Source organism: Chryseobacterium sp. CS2K3 (assembly GCF_059515185.1).
The window spans coordinates 342,628-364,271 of record NZ_JCAKRW010000004.1 but is presented as its reverse complement, the minus strand read 5'-3'; the positions used below and the strand labels follow the sequence as shown (position 1 = coordinate 364,271).

The following is a 21,644-nucleotide window of genomic DNA, read 5'->3' as shown; positions in this document are numbered from 1 at the left end:
ATACGAACCAATGCATCATCTAGTGTATCTTTTAATAATGTAATATCCTCCATAGTCATTTAGATTAACTACATAACCATTTATAAACATTTTATAGAGTATTGTTTTAGTAATACTTAAATTAAATTTACTTGTTGGTAGGATAAAAAAATCCTTTTCAAGTTTCAAATATCTGTTCTTTATATCATCAATTTCTAATTTTTCAACACTTTCATCTAATTTACTTATGTTCAAAATATACCGTTGATTATTATACTTTTTTATATCTATTATTTTTATTATTTCTTTCTGATTTAATAAATTTTCTAAATACTTATTAAAATTTTCATCGTCTAAAACTATTCTATCTTGATAAAATTGGTAAATAAAATCAATATTTGTTTCTAATAAACTTCCATCATTCAATTTAAAATACAAGCAATAGTTAAAGTAAGGAGATGGAAGCCCATTCTTTACTGATGATAACTTCTCTATGAATTTAGGATTAATTTTTTCATTATTACATGAAAAAAGAGAAATTCCTATTAAGAAACATAAAATTACACGCTTAAAAACATTCATAATATTTTCTATTTTATTGCTTTTTTTCATCTGTAGGTACAATATAATTTGGAGGGTTAGGATTTACTTTTTCGCCTCCATATGTTGTTCTCAAAGGTAGCTTCTCTAATTTCCTTGCTTCATTCTCTGCTTTTACAGCCCTTTGTTCCATAGGATTTTGTGCATTAGGCGACCCAGTAGAATCCTTATTATTCTCAATATCTCTATCATATTGGTGCCTCATCTCATGTACAACTGAAGTCAACTCAGATGTTGGAACCCCTTCTGTATTCTCAAACCTATCATCTTCAGATTTACTCGTAAAATTATATATTGTTTTTGAGCCACCTTGAGGTGTGCCTCCAACCCCAGAACCATCATCTTTTTCCTTTGGATCAAAAATATAGTGTTTTTTATCACTTTCTTCCAAATGATGAAGCATACCTTTTAAAACTTTGTTACCAGAATGTTCAATTTTTCGATATGATCGCGCAAGCCTAAACAAATTTTCACTTACTTTATCTGTTCTTCCATTATATTTCTCTCCTTTTTTCTCACCATTTAAATAATAGAAGTTTCCTTTGCTATATTTTAGATGTACTTGTGTATTCTCATTTATTACTTGTACAAATATTATTTCATTTCCATCTGGATCAATAAAAATTATAGGGTTATTTGCAGCATAATTATAAGGAGATGTAAAACTATATTTTTCTGCCTTATTATCAATTACACCCCATCTACCAATATCCGGCATATAGAATCTCGCTCCATAATCATACATACCCGTCTCTTGAAGCTCCTTACCATTATACTTATAGTTTTTATAATTCCCTTGTCCAAAGAAAGCATTTCCGGTTTTCAGGTGGTTCATTCCAAATGGATAATAATCATTGGCATCCGTAATTTCAAGAGCACCTGCGCTGGTTCTGCCAAAGCTTATTCTTACATTTCCAAGGTGATCCTTGTATTGGTAAATGTACTGATTTTTCGTGTAATCATAAAATCCTTCTGCAGTTGGAAAAAATTGCAAATCAGGAGTTTTGTATTCAAAACTTCCACCACCGCCTCCAAAAGGCGGATCAATACCAGGTTCTGTTGGATTGATAGGACCCTGCAGCGTAAAAGCCTGCCTTTCCATTGCCACAGAAGTTTCAGAAAGAGACTCCGTACTTCCCCCACCACCCGGGCTTGTAGTTTCAGCCTTCAGATACTGAAACCCATCCAGATAGTCAGTGGTCTTTTTTGTAGTGGAAACCCCTGTAATGCCTACAATGGAAGATGTAAACTCTTTTTTAAGTTTTACGCCTGTAGCGGTGTATTTTGTCTTGACAGTGGTGGTTTCGATATCACTTTTTTCAATAAGGACATCATTGGGCAAATTAAGATAATTATAGCCGATTCTTGATATGTTTTTATCCAGCATATCGGTCATATTTCCATTCACATCATAGGCTATTGGTTTTCCGCCTCCTTCATAACCTGCCTTATTCATGGAGTTATCCCTGACATCCAAGAGGCGGTTTCCTATATTGCCGGGCGTTCCGTAATTATAGACCAGATTATCAATAACCATGGCTGTAGTTCCGTTCATCACAGATGTCCTGTACAGATTAGTTATATTTCCATTCAGATCATAACTTAAAGATTCCGTGTGTTCCTTACTGTTCGGATTCTGAGGGTTCTGATAATAGCCTGCGGTCAGCCTGTTCAGATTATCATAAGCATAACCATATCTTTTGGGTTCCAACGGTGGATTGGCTCCCAAAGATTCTACAGCTCGCCAATCTACTTCGGCGATATTACCATTGTATTTAGGCTTTACATCTTTTCCGGGAAACAGAGCTTGATCCGGATTGGTGATTCCAGTTTTCTGATTGTATTTAATTTTATAAGAAAACAGTTTTCCTCCAAGATCCGGAACTCCCATTTGATCCTTATTGATATCAGTCAGCCAACCTCTTATATTATAAGCGTAATCGATACTTTGGAGATTGTTGCCTACTTTTTTGTTCTTAAGCTGCGAAAGTTCATTATATGTGTTCTCTGCCAGCAACTGCTCCGGTTTACTATCCACCGTATGCCAATGCTGCAACAACCTGTTCTGGGAATCATACACAAAACGTTCTGCTATGGTGATCCCGACGTCACTTTTCAATCTTCTATGAGTCGTAGTTGTATTTAAAGGAACTCCTACAAAATTAAGTTTAGATTCTGTTCGGGTATATCCTCCCAAATGATTGATAGAATGAGTTCCAATGACTCTACCTTTCAGATCATAATAAGTATAATTCTTGGTCCAGTTATCATCTTCAATATTCTTAACAAAGCTCATGACAGGAAGTCCTTTGGTACTTCTTCCCTCGGGTGATGGAGAACCTGTAAGAGTAGGCTCCGCTGGTAAGGGAGGATTAAAATCATAATGAGGATAGGTGTCATAATAATTAACACTTAAAATAGTTTCAATATCAACAAAATATCCATTGCTATATTGAATCTGCATCCCGTTTTTAGTAAATCCAGAACCATTTCTTCCCTCTACGATGATAAGGTTTTCTGCCTGAGACTGCATACTTGTTCTGCTTCCTCCACCAATGATCCCGGTATAAGCAACTCTTCCCAATGATTCATATTTAGTAATCAGCCATTTATTCTGCTCCCGCATATTAGCATCCTGGGTCATGATGAGTCTATCGGTCTTATCATATACCATAAATTCCCATCCTTTGCCCGGAAGTTTCTTTTCTACAAGTCTGCCTCTTCCATCATAGCGGTATTGGTACCAAAGCTTCTCTTTTGTAGAATTATCTATAGTGGGTGCTGATGCTAAAGGAGGAATGACAAAAGCAAGTTGGTCGTATTCGTTATAAACATAGTAGGTATCTGCATTTTCAGAGGTACTTACAACTTTTCTTACTAAAATAACCTGCCCTTTTCCGTTTTTAAACTCTATAGTTTTGTTGCCATCTTCATCGGTTATGGTGTTTTTATATAACTGTGCTGGCAGAAAATATTGATTGAGTTCAATCGCAGTTTCTGTCCTTCCTTCAATCCATGTGGTGGTGGTTTTATATTGTCTCACATAATCTTCATGGATATTGGCATCATAGTCAAATTTAACAGGTTTTTCCGTCCAGTCATTTCCTACCTGAATCTGTTGCTGGATTCTGTCCAAAGGAGAATTCTCCAATTTTTTTTCGGAATAGATTTTCTCCCCACCATAGATGGAAGAAGCATTTCCTAGAGGAGAGGTGTAAATTCCGCCGGACTGGGTTCCTGATTGTGGAATGGGAAGAAAATCTTTTGCCTGTCTTCCAAACTGATCGTATTCAATATGAGTTACTACATCTTTTCCTTGTGGAGAGGCTTTTACACCAATCACCTGCTTAGATCTGCCAAGTCCGTCAAAATATTGAATTGTTTCAGAGGTTTTTGTAGCCTCGCTTCCATTATAATCGAGGTAGATTTTTGTTTGAACATAATTTTCTGTATTGGATACCTGTGCTTTTACAGTGCCCAACATCAGAAACCCTATAGGAATTATGAGTTTTTTCATCGGTGATTAGTTTTTATAGTTGTATTTCATTTCCTTCAGCACTTTTCCATCCACATCCACTACTTTCTCAAGCCTGTTTGCAGAATCATAAAAATATAATTCTCTGATTCCTGATGGCGGAGTGATACTTCTTACTCCAATCAACGGATCATAAGTGTAGGTCGTTATCTGATAACGGGACAATCCATTTCTGAAAGTATTAAAGGAATTTAATAGATCCGTTTCATCATTATTTTTACCCGCCGAAGCATCAATATTAGAAGCGTTTACAAGATCCGTTATAAGCGATTGGGAAACATCTGCATATCTGACATTCTCTATTTTAGCAATTGGATACGTATTATTATATCCCCAGATAATCACTGTAGAGATACCATCTTTGGTAGTATACTGTTGAAGATTGCCTTTATCATCATATTTGTCATAGGTGATTTCTGTTTTTGCAATGTTTTGTAAATCAGTAGATACTACAGAAGTAGGTAATAATAGGGTTGGATTATCATACTTTGTCTCAACTTTTGAAGTTATTTTCCCAGACGTATCATTAACATTTCTTCTTTCTGTTGTAGACGTTTCTAATGGAACTCCAACCATATTGGCATTGATTAACCTTTGATTCCCTTTTTCATGGGCATACTGATAACCGTTTTCTGTAATACTATTATCCAAATGAGTTACCTTTTTAGAAGTCTGCTGATAGTGAAAATTACTGTCATAGGCATTTTCAGTAATCGTAGATTTCATTGGTTGATTATTTACATAATCTGTAGTAGTAACACTTTTTAAGTATTTTTGGTATGAAATATTATTGTACTCGACAATGTCTAAATTTTCTAAAGCTAAAGAATGTACAATCTGTTTTCCTAAAGGCTGCTGATAGCAATTATTAGCAAAAGGTACTTTTTCATTATCTGCACCCAATGCTACACATTTCCAATTAGAAACGTTCATGAAATGTCGATGATCTGATTTACATTTCCAATAGAAACCATTATCTGGTCTTACAATATCTTCGCTGGTACAAGTATATACAGGATTTTTCGGATGATTGGGACTGTAATTTTTTCGTACATAATATGATTTATTATTGGTTACATTCTTCTTTTCCCATAAATAGTCACTTATCTTAAGTGTATTACCTTGATTATCAAAAATTTTCTCAGTCTTCAGATATCCATTATTCCATCCAAAGTTTGTCCATGGAGCAGAGCCAACATTTTCGGAACCAAAAATCTGATTTCCCCAATAATCTCTTTTAACCGTAAATTCTTTTTCCACTCCTCCTTTTTCAAAGTTATCACCTCCAAAACTGATTGTTACATATTGATAATAAACATTACTTCTTCCACTATTGAATAAAGGATAAATACTGGAAGACGTAATGACAGCTTCACGTAATGGAGGCATTAACCCTGTAGTACAAGGAGGCTCCCATTTTCTAAAATCTCTATAGAATGGTGTTAATCCTTTATCTCCTGAAGATTGATTTAGATTATTTTTAGGTCCATAATAATATCTTCTGATAGACTGTTGATTCCCATCAAAATCAATCATTCTAGCAACACGGTTTCCACCGACCACAATATTTTTTTGTACTTGTGTAGGAGTCTGATTAAAATATTTTAAAGATACACTACCATTGGTACATTGCCAGTTTGCAGACATCTTAAATTGATATGTATGTCCAGCTTCTGCAAAAAAACTATAATAATTAGGATTTCCTCTTGAAAAATAAACACCAGTAAAGCTTCCAATGCCTGTTGTATTTCCATTAGAATCTGCAGAAACCATACTAACAAGCCTATTGGCAGTAAGATCTCTAATACTTAAATCTATACGATGACGGGTTCCTAAATCTGGTTCTCGACGACAATCAATAGAGTTAAATGTTCCATACCCTTGTATAACTATACTCTGATTAACTGCAGGCTGAATTGCAAATGTTTTAGAAAGTTCAAAATCATCACTTGTAAGAACAAGTCCTTCACGAACATCTATAGGATTTGGATATATCATCTCACTTCCATAATAAGTGTTAGGTTCATATTCTATAGCTGTCCATCCTTTTGTAGGATAAATTACTTTCTTTAAAACCCCATATACAGATGTAGACGGATCAGGATTTTTATCTGCTCCAGCATAATCATTACTAGGGGCATAATCTATGTTCTTAGGAATAATGTTTGAATTTGATTTACCGTTAAAATATCCCCAATGATCCTGAGAAAAAGATAATCTTGGAGGAAAAGAATTCGGTTGTATATATTCAAAGCTATAATCTTTTCCTTTACTAAATGAACTTATAGATTTTAAAAATAGCCTGTCATTAGCTGTTTTGTCAAACTTAAAAGTAAGCTGCTCTATAATATTTGAGTTATAATAATGGGTTATTATTGATTCACCCATATTAGCACTAAATTCTATCTTTTCACTAGTTCTATTACTTATTATTCTTTTGAGTCTTTTCCCATCAATATTTATATTGTTATTTATAATAGGTCCTAATGTTGGTGGGCTAGAATAGTATCTTACACGAGTCATTCCATTTTCTGCATTCTCACAATAAGCTTGTGATGGGGGATCGGAATAAGATAATAATTGTGATTTTGACATCGTATAACTTGGTCCATCATCTTCATATTCAAATATGATCTGCTCTCCATTGATATCTTCTGTTTTTGTTAAAAACCATGCTGTTATTGCTAATGTGGTTGCACCATGTAAGCCTCCACCCACTGAGCTCGTAGAGGTTTGTTCAATTGCAGTAAAATAATAAGTAGTACCTTTAGAATCCTTCATTATAAAATAAGGGTTATGCTCTACATCATATTGTATAGTAATTTTTACATCATCCTTAGTTAATAATTCAATTTCACCTTCCCTATTAATTACAAACTGTCCACTAACATTTCCTGCACTAAAAGAAAAAAGATCTGCCTCAGTATCCTTTCCTGAGTTACCTGCGTCATAGAAAAATTGTGCTACTCTAGGATCAGAAGGTCCTCCATTCAGATTTTCGGGAGCTAATAATTGACGATCCATAAAATCGTCCTTATTACGCACGATCCTGTTAATAACTCCACCTGCAACCAATGTCCAGCCTAAACCAAATTGCCCTTCTTTTTCATCTACTTTTATTCCGCTTGAAGTATAAGATAATGATAAATCTGTACTTAATCCTTTGCCTTTAAATTGTAATAAAGGGATGTTGATATTAGGAGTTCCTGTGAATTCTCCCACCTCCAAGTTTCCAAACTTCCCCAAAGAATAAGCACTTGGAGATGGTGGAGTCATATTAGGAAGATATTTATCATCACTTAGTTTACTTCCCAATTGGGCATAAAAAATCTGAGTAGCTAATAACGAGGCTACAAATATTATATTTTTTCTCATGGTTACTTCTTAATCAGCTTCGCATTCGCTGTTTTGTTATCATTAGTTTTTATAGTAATCACATAAGCTCCTTGAACCAAAGCCTGGGTATTAATTTTAGTGACTCTATTCTTTGTTTTCAGGTTTTGTAACTGTCTTCCGCCCATATCATACAGCATAATATCAGCCTCTTTAAAATCAAAGCCGATTTCTACATAAGCATAGTCTGTGACAGGATTCGGGTAGATCTTGATGTCATATTTTTCAATCAAATCATTTACCTGTTTGTCACCCAGTTTTACAATTTTCCAGTTCTCTTTGCCTAATTCCTCGGCACTGGTTCCGGCTAGGATAATGGAGCCGTCTCGGTTTAATTTTAAATCGGAAAGCCTTTCTTCTCTTTTTCTGGATTCTCCCTTCACATGTTTTCGCCACTGTTCATTGCCGTTTCCATCAAGATATAGCATCCAAAAGGTCTCATCATCAGTTTCTATTCTTCCTTCGGCTTGAGTATAACCTCCTAATAAAATTCCTTTTGAAGATTTATCATCAGCGGAATGGATCACGCTTATTCCCATTAAAACATCACGGTTTTTAAAGCTGTAGGATTTTTGCCACTGCTCATCGCCTTTTTCGTTCAAAGCAATCAGCCAAAGATCTGTTCCTTCCTGGATTCCTACTGTTTTATTTCCTGATCTATCGGATCTTGATTCTCCTCCAATGACATAACCGTTTGAGGTTAAAGCAAGCGTTCTAAGATGATCATCTTCTTTTCCTCCATAGTTTTTCTCCCATTCTACTTTTCCGTTTTTGTCGAGTTTTACGATCCAATAATCACCTTCCCCGAAATTGCTGCTGGCTTTTGGCATCTGGCTGATTTTGGAGGTGCCAGAATTACCAGTTTTAGGTCCCGAATCACGAACCTCGGAACTTCTTGAATAGACTCCCAGCAAAGCTCCACCGTCTTTGGTAGGAATCATTTTCTCTACTTCATCCAGCCCTTTTCCACCAAGGATAATTTGGGATAATTCTTTACCATCTTTATCAAGTTTAATGATCAAAACATCTTTAGAACCATAACCTTTCGCAGAGTTTTGTACATTACCTGCTACGATAAAGCCCTGATCTGTGGTTTGAATAACCGATCTTGCTTCTTCATCAGAAGAGCTTCCCAAAGTTTTCTGCCATAATTCATCCCCAAATTCATTAATTCTGATCAGCCAGATATCCGAACCGCCTTTTGCTTCCTCCTTTTTATCCAGCCCTTTTCCTGAATATGAAGTTCCTGCAAGTAAGAATCCTCCATCCTGCGTTGTTACTGTTGCTGATAAATAATCGTGATTTTGTCCTGAGAAATACTTTTCCCATACCTGTTCTCCCTGCTGGTTTAATTTAACCAAATGGAAATCGTAGCCATTGTTCTGCTTACTTCCAGTCTCCAGCTTTCCGCTTCCTGACTGAATAGCACTTCCCGTGATAAGATATTGCTGATCGATAGTTGTGGTCACCTGGCTTAAGAAATCCTGAGTAGAGGATTTGATGTCTTTTTGCCAGAGGACCTCTTGTGCAGACACACTTAAGACCGTACATAATGTATATGCACCAAGATAGATTCTTCTCATATCATGTTTTTTTGAGTTTTAATGATTAGTTTTTTATGTTTGCACAAATTTAATTTTTTTTACTACATTGACTATATAAATACCACATTTAGTCAAAATTTTAACTAAAACATAATATCTATTAAATAATTAATACTACAAAAACAAAAATATTATAACAAAACGTCAGAACCTGTCGTATCTTTTTATCACACAAAAAAAACCTTTGAAAATTCAAAGGTTTACTTATTTCTGTTTAGAAGAATCTTTTCAATGTCTTTCAGGGAAAATCCTTTTGTCTTAAGTAGAATCAAAAAGTGATATAATAGGTCTGCTGCTTCATTTTTAAAGAGTTCATCATTATTGTCTTTAGCCTCAATGACGAGTTCTACAGCTTCCTCTCCTACTTTTTGAGCCACTTTATTAATTCCTCGCTGATAAAGTGAGTAGGTATAGGATTCCTCTGTTTTATCATCTATCCTTTGAGAAATTTTCTCTTCCAATTCATATAAAAATCCCTGATCACTTTTTTCGCCGAAGCAGCTGAAACTTCCTGTATGACAAACAACATTTTTGGGTATTACCTTGATTAAAATCGTATCCTGATCACAATCTATATCTATACTTTTAACGGACAGAAAATTACCTGACTCTTCACCTTTTGTCCACAATCTGTTTTTGGAACGACTGAAAAAAGTTACGACTCCTTCTTGCTTTGTTTTCTCAAAAGCTTCATCATTCATATACCCCAGCATGAGAACCTGCAGTGTACGGTTGTCCTGAATTATTACAGGAACCAATCCGTTATCTTTATTAAAATTTATATTCATCGTACTTCTATTTTTTGATTTTTTAATTGCTTTTTTAATTCTTGAATTTCAATTTCATTAAAATGAAAAATACTGGCTGCCAAAGCACCTGTAGCTTTAGTTTCATTAAATACTTTAATAAAATCATCTACATTTCCCGCACCACCTGATGCAATGACTGGAATTCTAATATTCTCTGAAACCAGTTTTGTAATCCTAAGATCAAACCCCTTTTTAGTTCCGTCACCATCCATTGAGGTTAAAAGAATTTCACCGGCACCCAGTGCCTCTGCTTCTCTTGCCCATTCCACCGTAGTAAGTTCTGTAGCTTCTCTTCCTCCCTTGATGTGAACAAGATCAGCTTGCCCTATTTGTTTCGTATCAATCGCAACAACTACACACTGGCTGCCAAATTCATTGGCGAGATCGGAAATTAACTGCGGTTTTTTTACTGCCGAGGAATTGATACTGATCTTGTCTGCTCCAGCTTCCAGAAGCTTCCTGACATCTTCAATAGAGCTTATTCCGCCGCCTACAGTGAATGGAATACTCAGTTCTTTGGCAATATCTCTCACCAATTCTACAAAAGTCTTCCTATTTTCCAGCGTTGCAGTAATATCAAGAAATACCAGTTCATCAGCCCCTTCCCGTTCATATTTCTTAGCCAGTTCTATAGGATCTCCTGCATTTTTAAGGTCTTCAAAGTTGATTCCCTTTACTGTACTTCCTTCTTTAATATCCAAACATGGAATAATTCTTTTTTTAAGCATTTTCAATAAAATTTTGAAGTTGTTGGAGGCTTATTTTTCCCTCATAAATTGCTTTCCCGATAATGGTCCCTGAACATCCGATATCCTTCATTTTATAGACGTCTTTGATGCCTGAAATCCCACCACTGGCAATCAGCTGAACTGAAGTTTTAAACAAAATCTCAATATATAAACCCGTTGAAGGTCCTTCCAGCATTCCGTCTTTGGCAATATCCGTACAGATTGTTGTTTGAATACCATTTTTTTGATATTCCAGAATAAAATCAATTACATCCTGATTGCTTTCTTCCAGCCATCCTGAAGTTTTAATCTTTCTATGATCACAATCCGATCCCAGAATAATCTTTTGCGGACCATATTTTTTAATCACCTCATAACAAAACTGAGGGTCCTGAACAGCAATGCTTCCCAACGTAATCTGCTTTGCACCAGCACTGAAAGCTGTTTCTATATCTTCCTGAGTCTTCAGACCTCCTCCAAAATCAATATTCAACGAAGTAGATTGGGCAATGTTTTCCAATACCTTCTGATTTACAATATGTTTTGATTTTGCCCCATCAAGATCTACCAAATGAAGAAACTGAATTCCGTAATCCTCAAATTCTTTTGCAACTTCTACAGGATCTTCATTATATATTTTCTTTGTACTGTAATCTCCTTTCGATAAACGCACGCATTTACCATCAATAATATCAATAGCCGGAATAATCTTCATTATGATAAGTTTATAAAGTTATTTAATATCTGCCTTCCTATACTTCCCGACTTTTCCGGGTGAAACTGCATGGCATAAAAATTATCCTTCTGCAATGAGGCACTGAACGGCAAAATATAATCACATACCGAAGTTGTAAATTCCGATAACTCGCAGTAATAACTATGTACAAAATACACATCATCATCTGGTTCAATGCCTACAAACATGATATTATTCTTCGCTGAAACGGTATTCCATCCCATATGAGGAACAAGGTCCAAAGGAGGAAATTTTTTAACGTTAATATCAAAAATTCCCAATCCTTCTGTATTTCCTTCTTCATTCCCTTTACACATCAGCTGCATCCCCAGACATATTCCCAGTACAGGCTGTTTTAATGTGGGAATAAGTACATCGAGTCCTTTTTCCTTTAAAAGTTTCATGGTGGAAGAAGCCTCACCTACGCCTGGAAAGATCACTTTTTCAGCGTTTAGAATCTGTTCCGGATTATCGGTAACTACAGATTTTATACTAAGCCTGTTAAGCGCATTCTGTACGGAGCTTACATTGCCGCCGTTATATTTTATTATGGCTATCATAAATTTTAAGTTGTTTAATAAATAGACAAAAATCTTTACAGGCTTCCTTTTGTTGAAGGTAAATTATAATTCGCATCTGATTGATTTACTGCCATTTTAACAGCTTTTGCAAATGCTTTGAAAACAGATTCTATTTTGTGGTGCTCATTATCGCCTTCTGCTTTAATATTTAAATTAGACTTTGAAGAATCTGTAAAAGATTTGAAGAAGTGAAAGAACATTTCCGTTGGCATATCTCCTATTTTCTCTCTTTTAAACTCAGCATCCCAAACCAGCCATGACCTTCCCCCAAAATCAATCGCTACCTGCGACAGACAATCATCCATAGGAAGCAAGAAACCGTACCTTTCAATACCTTTTTTCTTTCCTAATGCTTTTACAATAGCTTCACCCAATACAATTCCCGTATCTTCAATCGTGTGGTGTTCATCTACATTAAGGTCTCCCTTTACGTTGATTCTAAGATCCATGTTTCCGTGTCTGGCAATCTGATCCAGCATGTGATCAAAAAAGTGAAGCCCTGTTGAGATCTCAGCTTTGCCTTTTCCATCAAGGTTTACTTCGACTTCTATTTCTGTTTCATTGGTCTTTCTGCAGACTCTAGCCTTTCTCATTCCGGTCTTTAGAAACTGATAAATTTCATTCCAGCTGGTTGTTACAAAATCCGCCTCTTCATTAAAGCTTTTGTTTAGAAAAACAGATTTAGTTCCCAAATTTTTAGCAAGTTGAACATCTGTATCTCTATCTCCGATTACATATGAATTTTCCAGGTCATAACTTCCATATATATATTTCGACATCATTCCTGTTCCTGGTTTTCTGGTGGGTAGATTTTCATGTTCAAAGCTTTTATCAATCAAAATATCATTAAAAATGATGCCTTCGTTTTCAAATGCTTTCATCATTTTTTCATGAGGCTTTATAAAATCTTCAAAAGGAAAACTGTCTGTCCCCAAACCATCCTGATTGGTCACCATAACCAATTCATAATCTAGCTCATTTGCTATTTTTGAAAGATTACTGAATACCCCGGGATAAAATTCGAGCTTTTCCAACGAGTCTACCTGAAAATCTGTAGGTGGTTCGATAATCAAAGTTCCGTCTCTGTCGATAAACAATACTTTTTTCATAGAGTTACATTTTGTAAAAGATTAACTAATTTTTCATTTTCCACACGGTTTCCAATATTGATCCTGATACAACCTGAAATAGCCGGATCTCTTCTGCTTGTCAAAATTTCCTGTTCCAACATCTGTTCATATACTTTGCTTACATTTTTCATTTTGATTAAAAAGAAATTAGCATCTGTTGGAAATACCTTCTCAATGCAATCAATCGTTTTAAACTGATCCTGAAGCCATGCTCTTTCTGTTAAGATTTTGTTTACATTTTCTTCAAGCTTGTTCTTATTCAAACTGTTAAGGATCAATTCCTGACTTAACACGTTTACATTATAAGGAGCTTTCACTGTATTAATGAGCTTAATAATTTCCTCAGAAGCATACGCTATTCCTACTCTTGCTCCTGCAATTCCCCAAGCTTTTGAAAAGGTTTGAAGAACAATCAGATTAGGGTACTGATCAAGAAGCTCTAAGCTTGATTTTTTCCCTGAAAATTCAATATAAGCTTCATCTACCACTACAATTCCATTAAAATTCTGTAAATAAAACTCAATATCTTCCGTACTGTTTCCCGTAGGGTTATTGGGTGAACATAAAAAGAAGATCTTAGGTGAATTTTCGCTTGTTATCTTAAGGAAGTCTTCCTTTACCAACTCAAAGTTCTCATCAAGATTTACCTGTAAAACTTTGTTTTCGTTGATTGTAGCATAAAATCCATACATCGCAAAAGAAGGATTCATCATCAGGATAGAATCTTTTTTAGGCTCACAAAATATTTTAATGATCAGATCAATAAGCTCATCACTTCCATTTCCTACTGCAATTTGCTTGGGCGAGACATTTTTAAGATCTGCCAATTTACTTTTAAGTGTTTTCTGCGTAGAATCCGGGTAACGGTTACATTCACCAAACGGGCTTTCATTAGCATCCAGAAATGTAGGTGCATTGAATTCATTGTGGTCTCTGAAACTGATATAAGGCTGTAGTTTCAGAATATTTTCTCTTACTAAACTATTGATATTGATTGTTGTATTGTTCATTGTACTGATGTTTATTTAAATAATGTTTTCTTTTTAAGTGCTTATGCTTTCCAACAAATTAAAATTTAAGATTTTAACCGTATTGACACTGCATTTTTGTGAGCAAGCAATCCTTCTGCTTCTGCCATTACTTCTATTGTTTTTCCCAAATTCATCAATCCTTCTTTTGATAAATGCTGAAATGTAATTTTCTTCACAAAACTATCGAGAGAAACACCGCTATAATTCCTGGCATAAGCATTAGTAGGAAGGGTGTGATTGGTCCCGCTTGCATAGTCTCCGGCACTTTCGCAGGAATAATTTCCAAGGAAAACTGAACCGGCATTCTGAACCATTGGAATATATTCTTCGAAATCTGCAATGGCTAAAATAAGGTGCTCCGGAGCATACAGATTACTGAATTCCAACGCTTCTTCAAGGCTGTTCAATAATATAAAATTACTGTTTCCTAATGCTTTTCCTGCCATTTCATTCCTAGGTAAGTCTTTGATTTGTTGTTCAACAGCATCGATTGTCTGATTAAGCACTTTAAGGTCTGTGGTAAGAAAAACAACCTGGCTGTCACTTCCGTGTTCTGCTTGTGAAAGAAGATCTGCCGCACAAAATTCCGGGATGGCATGCTCATCAGCTATAACAAGAACTTCACTTGGTCCTGCAGGCATATCGATAGCAACTCCATAACGCTGGGCATATTCTTTTGCGGCAACTACAAACTGATTTCCGGGACCGAATATTTTATAAACTTTGGGAATACTTTCCGTTCCTAAAGTCATGGCTGCGATAGCTTGAGCTCCACCTGTTTTAAATATTTTCGTAATTCCGCAAAGTTTTGCTGCATACAAAATAGCTGGATTAATATTGCCATTCTTATCCGGTGGCGTACAAAGAACAATTTCTTTACATCCCGCCAGATTGGCAGGTACAGCAAGCATTAATACCGTTGAAAATAAAGGAGCTGTTCCTCCGGGAATATAAATTCCCACACTTTCTACCGCACGGTTTTCTCTCCAGCAAACCACGCCTTTTGTTGTTTCAATTTTAGATATATCCGGAATCTGAGCACTGTGAAACCTTGAAATATTCTCTTTCGCTTCCTGAATTGCTTTTTTCAAATCATCACTAATCTGATTTTCAGCAATCTGAACTTCTTGTTCGGTAACGGTAATGCTTTGAGTATCTGCTTTATCAAACTTTTTATTGAATTCTATTAAAGCCTGATCACCATTAGATTTAACTTCTTTAAAAATCCCGGCAATCAACGCTGAAATTTCCTGTTGTTCTAACACCGGACGCTTTATAAGATCGAACCAGGTGTCTTTTGTGGGATATGTGTATATTTTCATTCTATTATTTTTAAACTTTTTGAACAGTTGATTGTTACGTTATATTTTTGATAAATGCTAAGGCGCAAAGGGATTTACAGCAAGTGGAATGTTTTAATAGGTGTTATTAAAGCTTATCTGAGAAAATCTTTGTGCTTTAAAACAATATTGATTTTATTTTCACTTTTACCTTTTCGTTAATCAATATTCACTCTTATTGTTTTTCTAAATAACCATTTTATCGATTGGAATGATGAGAATATCCTGCGCACCATTTTCTTTCAGTTCATCAATAACTTCCCAGAATCGTTCCTGATCAATCACAGAATGAATACTGCTCCAGCCTTCTTCTGCTAATGGGATAACGGTAGGACTTTTAAGTACCGGAAGTACATTAGCTATTTTTTGAATCTTGTCATTGGGGACATTCATCAGGATATATTTTGAGTTCTTTGCCTTTAAAACAGCTTTAATTCTAAAAAGAAATTTATCAAGAACAGCTGCTTTTTCAAATGATAATTGTGGAGTTTGGGCAAGCACAGCTTCTGACTTTAGGATGGTAACTGTTTCTCTTAATCCATTTTTAAATAAGGTGCTTCCTGAACTTACAATATCACAAATTCCGTCTGCTAATCCTATGTTTGGGGCAATTTCCACAGAGCCTGAAATAACGTGAATATCAGCTTCAATACCTTTTTGATTTAAGAAGTTTCTAAGAGTATTTGGATAGGAAGTGGCAATCTTTTTTCCTTGAAAATAAGCCAGATCATCGGTCTCAATCTCTTTTGGAACAGCAATGGATACTCGACATTTTGAAAAGCCAAGCTTCTCAACAGTCTGAATATTTTTCTGTTTTTCTATTAAAAGATTTTCTCCTACAATGGCAATATCTACTACCCCATCTTCCAGATACTGAGGAATATCCGAATTTCTGAGATACATAATCTCCATCGGAAAATTGTCTACGGAAACCTTCAGCTGGTCTTTTCCATTATTGACCAATATTCCGCAATCTTTGAGAAGTTGTAGAGATTCTTCGTAAAGTCGTCCGCTTTTTTGAATTGCAATTTTTAATTTACTCATTTCGTCTTTTTTGAGCCCGAGTAAATAAAAACTGATCTATTGAAAATTCTGAGGTGAATTCAGGAAACAAAAAAACCGCCTATTTACTCAGACGGTTTTTAATTATTTTTGATTTAGCACAAACTTATATCAATCAATTCCGCCTAACAGAGATGATGATAATAATGATGTAATGCTAAAAAAATTGGTTTCATTGTATTGAATTATGATGCAAATGTAGGATTTATTTTTAAAATGCAAAGTTTTTTCAGATAATTTTTTGATAAAGATGCATCAGTTCTTTGGCGATAGGTTCATCATTAAACTTCTGAACAAACTCGAAACCCTTTTCCTCACGGCGTTTTCTCTCAGATTCATTTTCCCAAAGAAATTTTATTTTAGCTCTGATGTCAAGTTCGTTTTTCGGATCAATATAAACAGAGTCTTTTCCGCCTGCTTCCGGTAGACAGCTTGTATTGCTCGTCACGACGACAGTTTTCGAGAAAAGTGCCTCTATAATAGGAATTCCGAAGCCTTCAAAGAAGCTTGGATACACAAAAATATCAGCCAGTTTATAGATCGCAGCCAGTTCATCCATAGAAACACCTTCCAGAAACAGCACTTGCTTTTCCATCTTATTTTTTTTCAGGAAACTTTCTATTTTTTGGTAGTATTTTGTTTTTCTTCCTACTACAACTAAAGGAATGTTTGTTCCATGGATTGCCTTTACAACATTCAGAAGATTTTTACGGTCTTCAATGGTTCCAACATTCAGAATAAATCTTTCCGGAAGATTGAATTTATCTTTCGATGCCTGAATCAATTCCTTAGACTGTTCTTCTTTGAAAGCTTTATGGCAACCCTGATAAATAACTTCAATTTTATTTTCAGGAACTTTTAAGTAGTCAATAATATCTCTTTTGGTCTGTTCTGAAATAGCAATGATCTTATCAGCCATATCAGCGGCTTTTTTAAACTTCCAAAAGTGTATTTTTCTGTCAAAAAAGGAATAATACTGCGGATATCTTACAAAGATCAGATCATGGATGGTAACGATCTTTTTAATAGGTTGTTTGTCCCATTTTAAAGGTAATTCACCGGATAAACCGTGGAAAATATCTGCATTTTGCTTTTGAGCGTCTTTTCCCATCCTAAGCTGACGGGAAAACTTTCCTTTTGAAGTTGGAATAAATTTCACATTGGAATGCTCCAGAATATCCTTTCCGCGCTCAGATTTATTCTTATTGAGCAGTAGGTATTCATTATCCGGTTCATATTCGGAAAGTATTCTTACAAGATCTCTTGAATAATTACCTAATCCGGATGTATTATGGAAAAAACGTTTGGCATCAAAAGCTATCTTCATCGTTGTACGTATTTTTGAAATTCCTGGAATGTCCCGAAAGTATGCCCTTTGCTTTTCAGCCAGCCTACAAATGAGTCAAACCTTTCCACCATATCTTTTCCTGAGTTTTTTACGGTAAAACCAGGTAATTTGAATGCTTCGTCCTTGATCTCTGCAAATTCCCAGGGGTGGAAATAAATATTGAGATATTTATCCTTTTTCAGGACATCTGAAGCGAGTTTCTTATAGATTGACAAAGGGAAATTATGAAAACTTAACCAGAACAAAGGAACCCTGAAATTCGGAGATACAGACGCTGGAATCTGTGTTACATTTCCTTCTTTAAAGTACGTTCTTGATACTTTTAAATTATTATATCTTCCTGGTAAAAAGGTAGGGTTTATAGACGAATTGTAAGAATAACCAGCTTTTTCCACTTCTTTTTCGTTTACGGGCATCATTCGCGGCATTCTTAATCCGGTCACTTTGGTGGAAAACAACTCTTCCAGTTTTTCTCTTGATTCTTTAAGATGTTTTTCTTCAAATTCTGAATGGAACCAGGTGTGAGAAGCCAGTTCATGTCCATCATTTAACAGCCTTTCGATAAGGTGTTTGCTATTTTCTGCAAAAACTACGGTTGAAAAAAAGGTAGCTTTTGCGTTATGTTTTTTAAGGATATCCAGAATTCGTTCTAATCCTGTCTGTGAAATTGAAATTTGCTTTTCAAAGGGAATTTCACCCTTATATTCTAATGGCATATCAAATTCTTCAATGTCAAAACTCAATAAAACCATTTTAAAAATTTTTGTTTTTAATAATATAATTAGGTCTGTCTTTCACTTGTTTAAATATTTTACCTAAATAGATTCCCATGATCCCTAAAATGATCAGTTGCAGCCCTCCAAAGAACACAATGGTCATAATTAACGATGCCCAACCTGAGATCTCTGTTTTTGCAATAAACGAATGGATAACGTATGCTCCATATCCGATTACTGAAAGTGCTGAGAATAAAAAGCCCAGATAAGCCGCTAAATACAGAGGCTTCACACTGAATGCTGTAATTCCTGTAAAGGCAAAGGTAAACATCTTTTTAAGGTTATAACTGCTTTTTCCTGAAAGTCTTTCTGCGGCAGTAAAATCAATGCCTATTTGTTTGAATCCCATCCAGCTCGTTAAGCCTCGAAGGAATAAGTCGTCTTCATTAAAGCTTCTCATGACTTCAACAGCTTTTGCATCCATCAGTCTGAAATCTGAGCCTCCCCCTTTCGTTAAATTAACGTCGGACAGACTTGATAAAAGCTTGTAAAATAAGTCAGATGTTTTTCTTTTAAAAAAGGAAATTTCCTTAGGATACGTTCTGAAGGTAAAGACTACATCATACCCTTCTTCCCATTTTTTGATGAGTTGCGGAATCAGTTGTGGCGGATGCTGAAGGTCTCCATCCATAGATATTATGGCGTTTCCGTGTGCATTATCCATTCCTGCCTTTACGGCGGGTTGATGCCCAAAATTTCTGGAAAATTCTATAAATTTCACTTCATCATACTGATTGGAAAGTTCTTCCAGTTTTTGTTGGGTATTATCCCGGCTGCCATCATTTACAAATATGATTTCAAAGTCATAATTGCTTAATCCGTCAAAAACCTCTTTGATTTTCTGATGAATCATTGCAACGTTTCCTTCTTCGTTATAGGCGGGAATTACGATTGAAATTTTCTTCATATTTATTATTTCAGGCTGTAATTTTTTTCAAAATCTTTTGTTAGAAGCTCATACGTTACCCTAAACCAAATTACAATACAAGGGACCGCTTTTAAAGAGTATTTGATAATATAATTTTCTTTTACAAATTTCGGGAATAGATCTGAAGTTGAAAAACATGTGAAGATTATCACAAAAACCAACAATCCGATAATAAAAGGTGTTCTTTCCTTTTGCAGGAAAAACCAGATCAGAACGCCTACTACTGCAATGATATACGTTGGAGATTCTGAACTTGAACTGAACAGTACTAAAAATAGCAGTGTGGATGCCAGAATCATCAGTTGGAAAGCATAATGTTTGTACTGCTTAATTCTTATATAAGGTAACGCAAACAACGGCAATCCAAACGCTAAAAATACCAGATTTGAAATGGAAGCATCTCCTAAAATTCTTCTTACAAAACCCATTAACGAAATATCCTGCATATTCCCAAGTACTTGATTTTCATTATTTTTCTCTACGATAGACTGAAACCAATCTGTGTAGCACTGAATAACAAATTTTGGACTTGAATACGCCATGGGAAGGGCAAAAAACAGGGCAGCAATGACGATTCCTGAAATAATGAATTTCGTTTTGTTTTTAATAAAGAAAAACTGTGTAAGACCTACAATTCCGTAGATTTTTACAAATACACCTATTAAAATTGCTGTAACTGACTTTACTTCTTTTCTTTCATAAATGTATACTGCCGATAGCAGCAAAAGCCCTGTAAGTGCTACGTTAAACTGCAGACTCAATGCAGCTGTAATGTATTCCTGAAGGCAAAGCAATCCGAAAATAGCTTTCTTGGAATCTGAAAAAGGGAGTTTGTAAATTCCGTAAATAAAAATAAAGGTATTGGCAATGTTCCAAAGGGAAATCCCCAGCCAATCAGGCATCATAGCAAATGGAGCAATCAATGCACTGAAAAATACGCCGTAATGATTTAAATCAAAATAGAGATCCGGATAATGGATAAACAGGTTTTTCTGATCAACCGTATTAAAGAATACGTTTTTAAAGATCAGATAATTATTGATTGCATAATCCCCTCTCAGGTATTTGGAAATGGCAGTAACAACCGATATAATAAGATAAACCCCAAATATATATTTAGGGTTTAATAGTATTTTAAGAAATTTTTCTTTCAAGATTGTGGTATTAGATTAAAAATTTAATCTTAAACAGCTACATTATTATCTCTCAGAGCATCATTCAGAGAAGTTTTCTTATCTGTAGATTCTTTTCTCTGTCCAATAATCAATGCACATGGAACCTGATATTCTCCAGCCGGATACTGTTTTGTATAACTTCCCGGAATTACTACAGAACGTGCAGGAACTCTTCCTTTAATTTCGATAGGTTCAGAACCTGTAACATCGATAATTTTTGTAGAAGCCGTTAAAACAACATTCGCTCCTAATACAGCTTCTCTTTCTACGTGAACACCTTCTACAACGATACATCTTGAACCAATGAAACAATCATCTTCAATGATTACCGGAGCTGCCTGTAATGGCTCTAATACACCACCGATACCAACACCACCACTCAGGTGAACGTTTTTACCGATCTGTGCACAACTTCCTACTGTAGCCCAAGTATCTACCATTGTTCCTGAATCTACATAAGCACCAATATTTACATAAGAAGGCATCATAATAACACCTGGAGCAATGTACGCTCCTTCTCTTGCTACTGCATGTGGTACAACTCTCACTCCTTTTTCAGCATAGTTTCTCTTCAAAGGCATTTTATCATGAAATTCAAATGGACCTACTTCAATAGTTTCCATCTTCTGGATTGGGAAATACATTACTACGGCTTTCTTCACCCACTCATTTACCTGCCATCCGTTTTCTGTAGGCTCTGCAGTACGAAGTTCCCCTTTATCAACTAAAGAAATAACTTCTCTGATCGCCTTTTGGCTGTCTTCATTCTGCAATAATTCTCTGTTGTCCCAGATATTTTCAATAGTTTGTTGTAACGACATGTTTCTTATTTAAATTAGTTTGAAAAATTATACCTGCCAAAGATACAAAAAAGTTCAGCAAAACGACT

17 protein-coding genes are annotated in these 21,644 nt (G+C 35.3%); all 17 read right to left on the bottom strand.

Annotated elements, in window-relative coordinates:
• Positions 1 to 15 precede the first annotated feature (15 nt).
• Positions 16 to 591, bottom strand: a complete 576-nt coding sequence (locus AC5YGG_RS09095) for a hypothetical protein (RefSeq protein ID WP_496144197.1) — start codon at positions 589 to 591, stop codon at positions 16 to 18.
• Complete coding sequence (locus AC5YGG_RS09090) at positions 575 to 4,096, bottom strand: DUF6443 domain-containing protein (RefSeq protein ID WP_496144196.1); 3,522 nt, start codon at positions 4,094 to 4,096, stop codon at positions 575 to 577. The genes AC5YGG_RS09095 and AC5YGG_RS09090 overlap by 17 nt, the downstream gene beginning before the upstream one ends.
• A gap of 6 nt (positions 4,097 to 4,102) precedes the next feature.
• Positions 4,103 to 7,489, bottom strand: coding sequence for a hypothetical protein (locus AC5YGG_RS09085; protein WP_496144195.1), 3,387 nt, complete (start codon positions 7,487 to 7,489; stop codon positions 4,103 to 4,105).
• 2 nt (positions 7,490 to 7,491) lie between these two features.
• Positions 7,492 to 9,090 carry a T9SS type A sorting domain-containing protein gene (locus AC5YGG_RS09080; RefSeq protein WP_496144194.1) on the bottom strand — a complete coding sequence of 533 codons (1,599 nt, stop codon included), beginning with the start codon at positions 9,088 to 9,090 and terminating at the stop codon, positions 7,492 to 7,494.
• Positions 9,091 to 9,311: 221 nt separating this feature from the next.
• On the bottom strand, positions 9,312 to 9,899 hold the full coding sequence (gene hisIE / locus AC5YGG_RS09075; protein ID WP_496144193.1) for a bifunctional phosphoribosyl-AMP cyclohydrolase/phosphoribosyl-ATP diphosphatase HisIE: 588 nt from the start codon (positions 9,897 to 9,899) through the stop codon (positions 9,312 to 9,314).
• Entirely contained in the window at positions 9,896 to 10,648 is a 753-nt protein-coding gene (gene hisF, locus AC5YGG_RS09070) for an imidazole glycerol phosphate synthase subunit HisF (protein ID WP_496144192.1), read from the bottom strand. The genes hisIE and hisF overlap by 4 nt, the downstream gene beginning before the upstream one ends.
• Positions 10,641 to 11,363 (bottom strand): 1-(5-phosphoribosyl)-5-[(5-phosphoribosylamino)methylideneamino]imidazole-4-carboxamide isomerase, encoded by a 723-nt coding sequence (gene hisA, locus AC5YGG_RS09065; protein WP_496144191.1) that lies wholly within the window; start codon positions 11,361 to 11,363, stop codon positions 10,641 to 10,643. The genes hisF and hisA overlap by 8 nt, the downstream gene beginning before the upstream one ends.
• Positions 11,363 to 11,944, bottom strand: coding sequence for an imidazole glycerol phosphate synthase subunit HisH (gene hisH / locus AC5YGG_RS09060; protein ID WP_496144190.1), 582 nt, complete (start codon positions 11,942 to 11,944; stop codon positions 11,363 to 11,365). The genes hisA and hisH overlap by 1 nt, the downstream gene beginning before the upstream one ends.
• 35 nt (positions 11,945 to 11,979) lie before the next feature.
• On the bottom strand, positions 11,980 to 13,074 hold the full coding sequence (gene hisB, locus AC5YGG_RS09055; RefSeq protein WP_496144189.1) for a bifunctional histidinol-phosphatase/imidazoleglycerol-phosphate dehydratase HisB: 1,095 nt from the start codon (positions 13,072 to 13,074) through the stop codon (positions 11,980 to 11,982).
• Positions 13,071 to 14,105, bottom strand: coding sequence for a histidinol-phosphate transaminase (gene hisC, locus AC5YGG_RS09050; protein WP_496144188.1), 1,035 nt, complete (start codon positions 14,103 to 14,105; stop codon positions 13,071 to 13,073). Before hisC ends, hisB begins: the two co-directional genes overlap by 4 nt.
• A 65-nt stretch (positions 14,106 to 14,170) precedes the next feature.
• Positions 14,171 to 15,448 carry a histidinol dehydrogenase gene (gene hisD / locus AC5YGG_RS09045; RefSeq protein ID WP_496144187.1) on the bottom strand — a complete coding sequence of 426 codons (1,278 nt, stop codon included), beginning with the start codon at positions 15,446 to 15,448 and terminating at the stop codon, positions 14,171 to 14,173.
• A 204-nt stretch (positions 15,449 to 15,652) separates the two neighbouring features.
• Positions 15,653 to 16,510, bottom strand: coding sequence for an ATP phosphoribosyltransferase (gene hisG, locus AC5YGG_RS09040; RefSeq protein ID WP_496144186.1), 858 nt, complete (start codon positions 16,508 to 16,510; stop codon positions 15,653 to 15,655).
• Between the two features lie 247 nt (positions 16,511 to 16,757).
• Positions 16,758 to 17,855 carry a glycosyltransferase family 4 protein gene (locus AC5YGG_RS09035; protein ID WP_496144185.1) on the bottom strand — a complete coding sequence of 366 codons (1,098 nt, stop codon included), beginning with the start codon at positions 17,853 to 17,855 and terminating at the stop codon, positions 16,758 to 16,760.
• On the bottom strand, positions 17,852 to 18,628 hold the full coding sequence (locus AC5YGG_RS09030) for a polysaccharide deacetylase family protein (RefSeq protein WP_496144184.1): 777 nt from the start codon (positions 18,626 to 18,628) through the stop codon (positions 17,852 to 17,854). Before AC5YGG_RS09030 ends, AC5YGG_RS09035 begins: the two co-directional genes overlap by 4 nt.
• A 1-nt stretch (position 18,629) precedes the next feature.
• Positions 18,630 to 19,559 carry a glycosyltransferase family 2 protein gene (locus tag AC5YGG_RS09025; protein WP_496144183.1) on the bottom strand — a complete coding sequence of 310 codons (930 nt, stop codon included), beginning with the start codon at positions 19,557 to 19,559 and terminating at the stop codon, positions 18,630 to 18,632.
• Between the two features lie 5 nt (positions 19,560 to 19,564).
• Positions 19,565 to 20,734: a glycosyltransferase family 87 protein gene (locus AC5YGG_RS09020; protein ID WP_496144182.1), complete on the bottom strand. Its 1,170-nt coding sequence runs from the start codon at positions 20,732 to 20,734 to the stop codon at positions 19,565 to 19,567.
• A 29-nt stretch (positions 20,735 to 20,763) separates the two neighbouring features.
• Positions 20,764 to 21,576, bottom strand: coding sequence for a 2,3,4,5-tetrahydropyridine-2,6-dicarboxylate N-succinyltransferase (locus tag AC5YGG_RS09015; RefSeq protein WP_496144181.1), 813 nt, complete (start codon positions 21,574 to 21,576; stop codon positions 20,764 to 20,766).
• Between the last annotated feature and the right edge of the window lie 68 nt (positions 21,577 to 21,644).

Bases quoted from the DNA above. Each gene is read 5' to 3' on its own strand.
- AC5YGG_RS09095 (WP_496144197.1), bottom strand. From the start codon at position 591: ATGAAAAAAAGCAATAAAATAGAAAATATTATGAATGTTTTTAAGCGT.
- AC5YGG_RS09090 (WP_496144196.1), bottom strand. From the start codon at position 4,096: ATGAAAAAACTCATAATTCCTATAGGGTTTCTGATGTTGGGCACTGTA.
- AC5YGG_RS09085 (WP_496144195.1), bottom strand. From the start codon at position 7,489: ATGAGAAAAAATATAATATTTGTAGCCTCGTTATTAGCTACTCAGATT.
- AC5YGG_RS09080 (WP_496144194.1), bottom strand. From the start codon at position 9,090: ATGAGAAGAATCTATCTTGGTGCATATACATTATGTACGGTCTTAAGT.
- hisIE (WP_496144193.1), bottom strand. From the start codon at position 9,899: ATGAATATAAATTTTAATAAAGATAACGGATTGGTTCCTGTAATAATT.
- hisF (WP_496144192.1), bottom strand. From the start codon at position 10,648: ATGCTTAAAAAAAGAATTATTCCATGTTTGGATATTAAAGAAGGAAGT.
- hisA (WP_496144191.1), bottom strand. From the start codon at position 11,363: ATGAAGATTATTCCGGCTATTGATATTATTGATGGTAAATGCGTGCGT.
- hisH (WP_496144190.1), bottom strand. From the start codon at position 11,944: ATGATAGCCATAATAAAATATAACGGCGGCAATGTAAGCTCCGTACAG.
- hisB (WP_496144189.1), bottom strand. From the start codon at position 13,074: ATGAAAAAAGTATTGTTTATCGACAGAGACGGAACTTTGATTATCGAA.
- hisC (WP_496144188.1), bottom strand. From the start codon at position 14,105: ATGAACAATACAACAATCAATATCAATAGTTTAGTAAGAGAAAATATT.
- hisD (WP_496144187.1), bottom strand. From the start codon at position 15,448: ATGAAAATATACACATATCCCACAAAAGACACCTGGTTCGATCTTATA.
- hisG (WP_496144186.1), bottom strand. From the start codon at position 16,510: ATGAGTAAATTAAAAATTGCAATTCAAAAAAGCGGACGACTTTACGAA.
- AC5YGG_RS09035 (WP_496144185.1), bottom strand. From the start codon at position 17,855: ATGAAGATAGCTTTTGATGCCAAACGTTTTTTCCATAATACATCCGGA.
- AC5YGG_RS09030 (WP_496144184.1), bottom strand. From the start codon at position 18,628: ATGGTTTTATTGAGTTTTGACATTGAAGAATTTGATATGCCATTAGAA.
- AC5YGG_RS09025 (WP_496144183.1), bottom strand. From the start codon at position 19,559: ATGAAGAAAATTTCAATCGTAATTCCCGCCTATAACGAAGAAGGAAAC.
- AC5YGG_RS09015 (WP_496144181.1), bottom strand. From the start codon at position 21,576: ATGTCGTTACAACAAACTATTGAAAATATCTGGGACAACAGAGAATTA.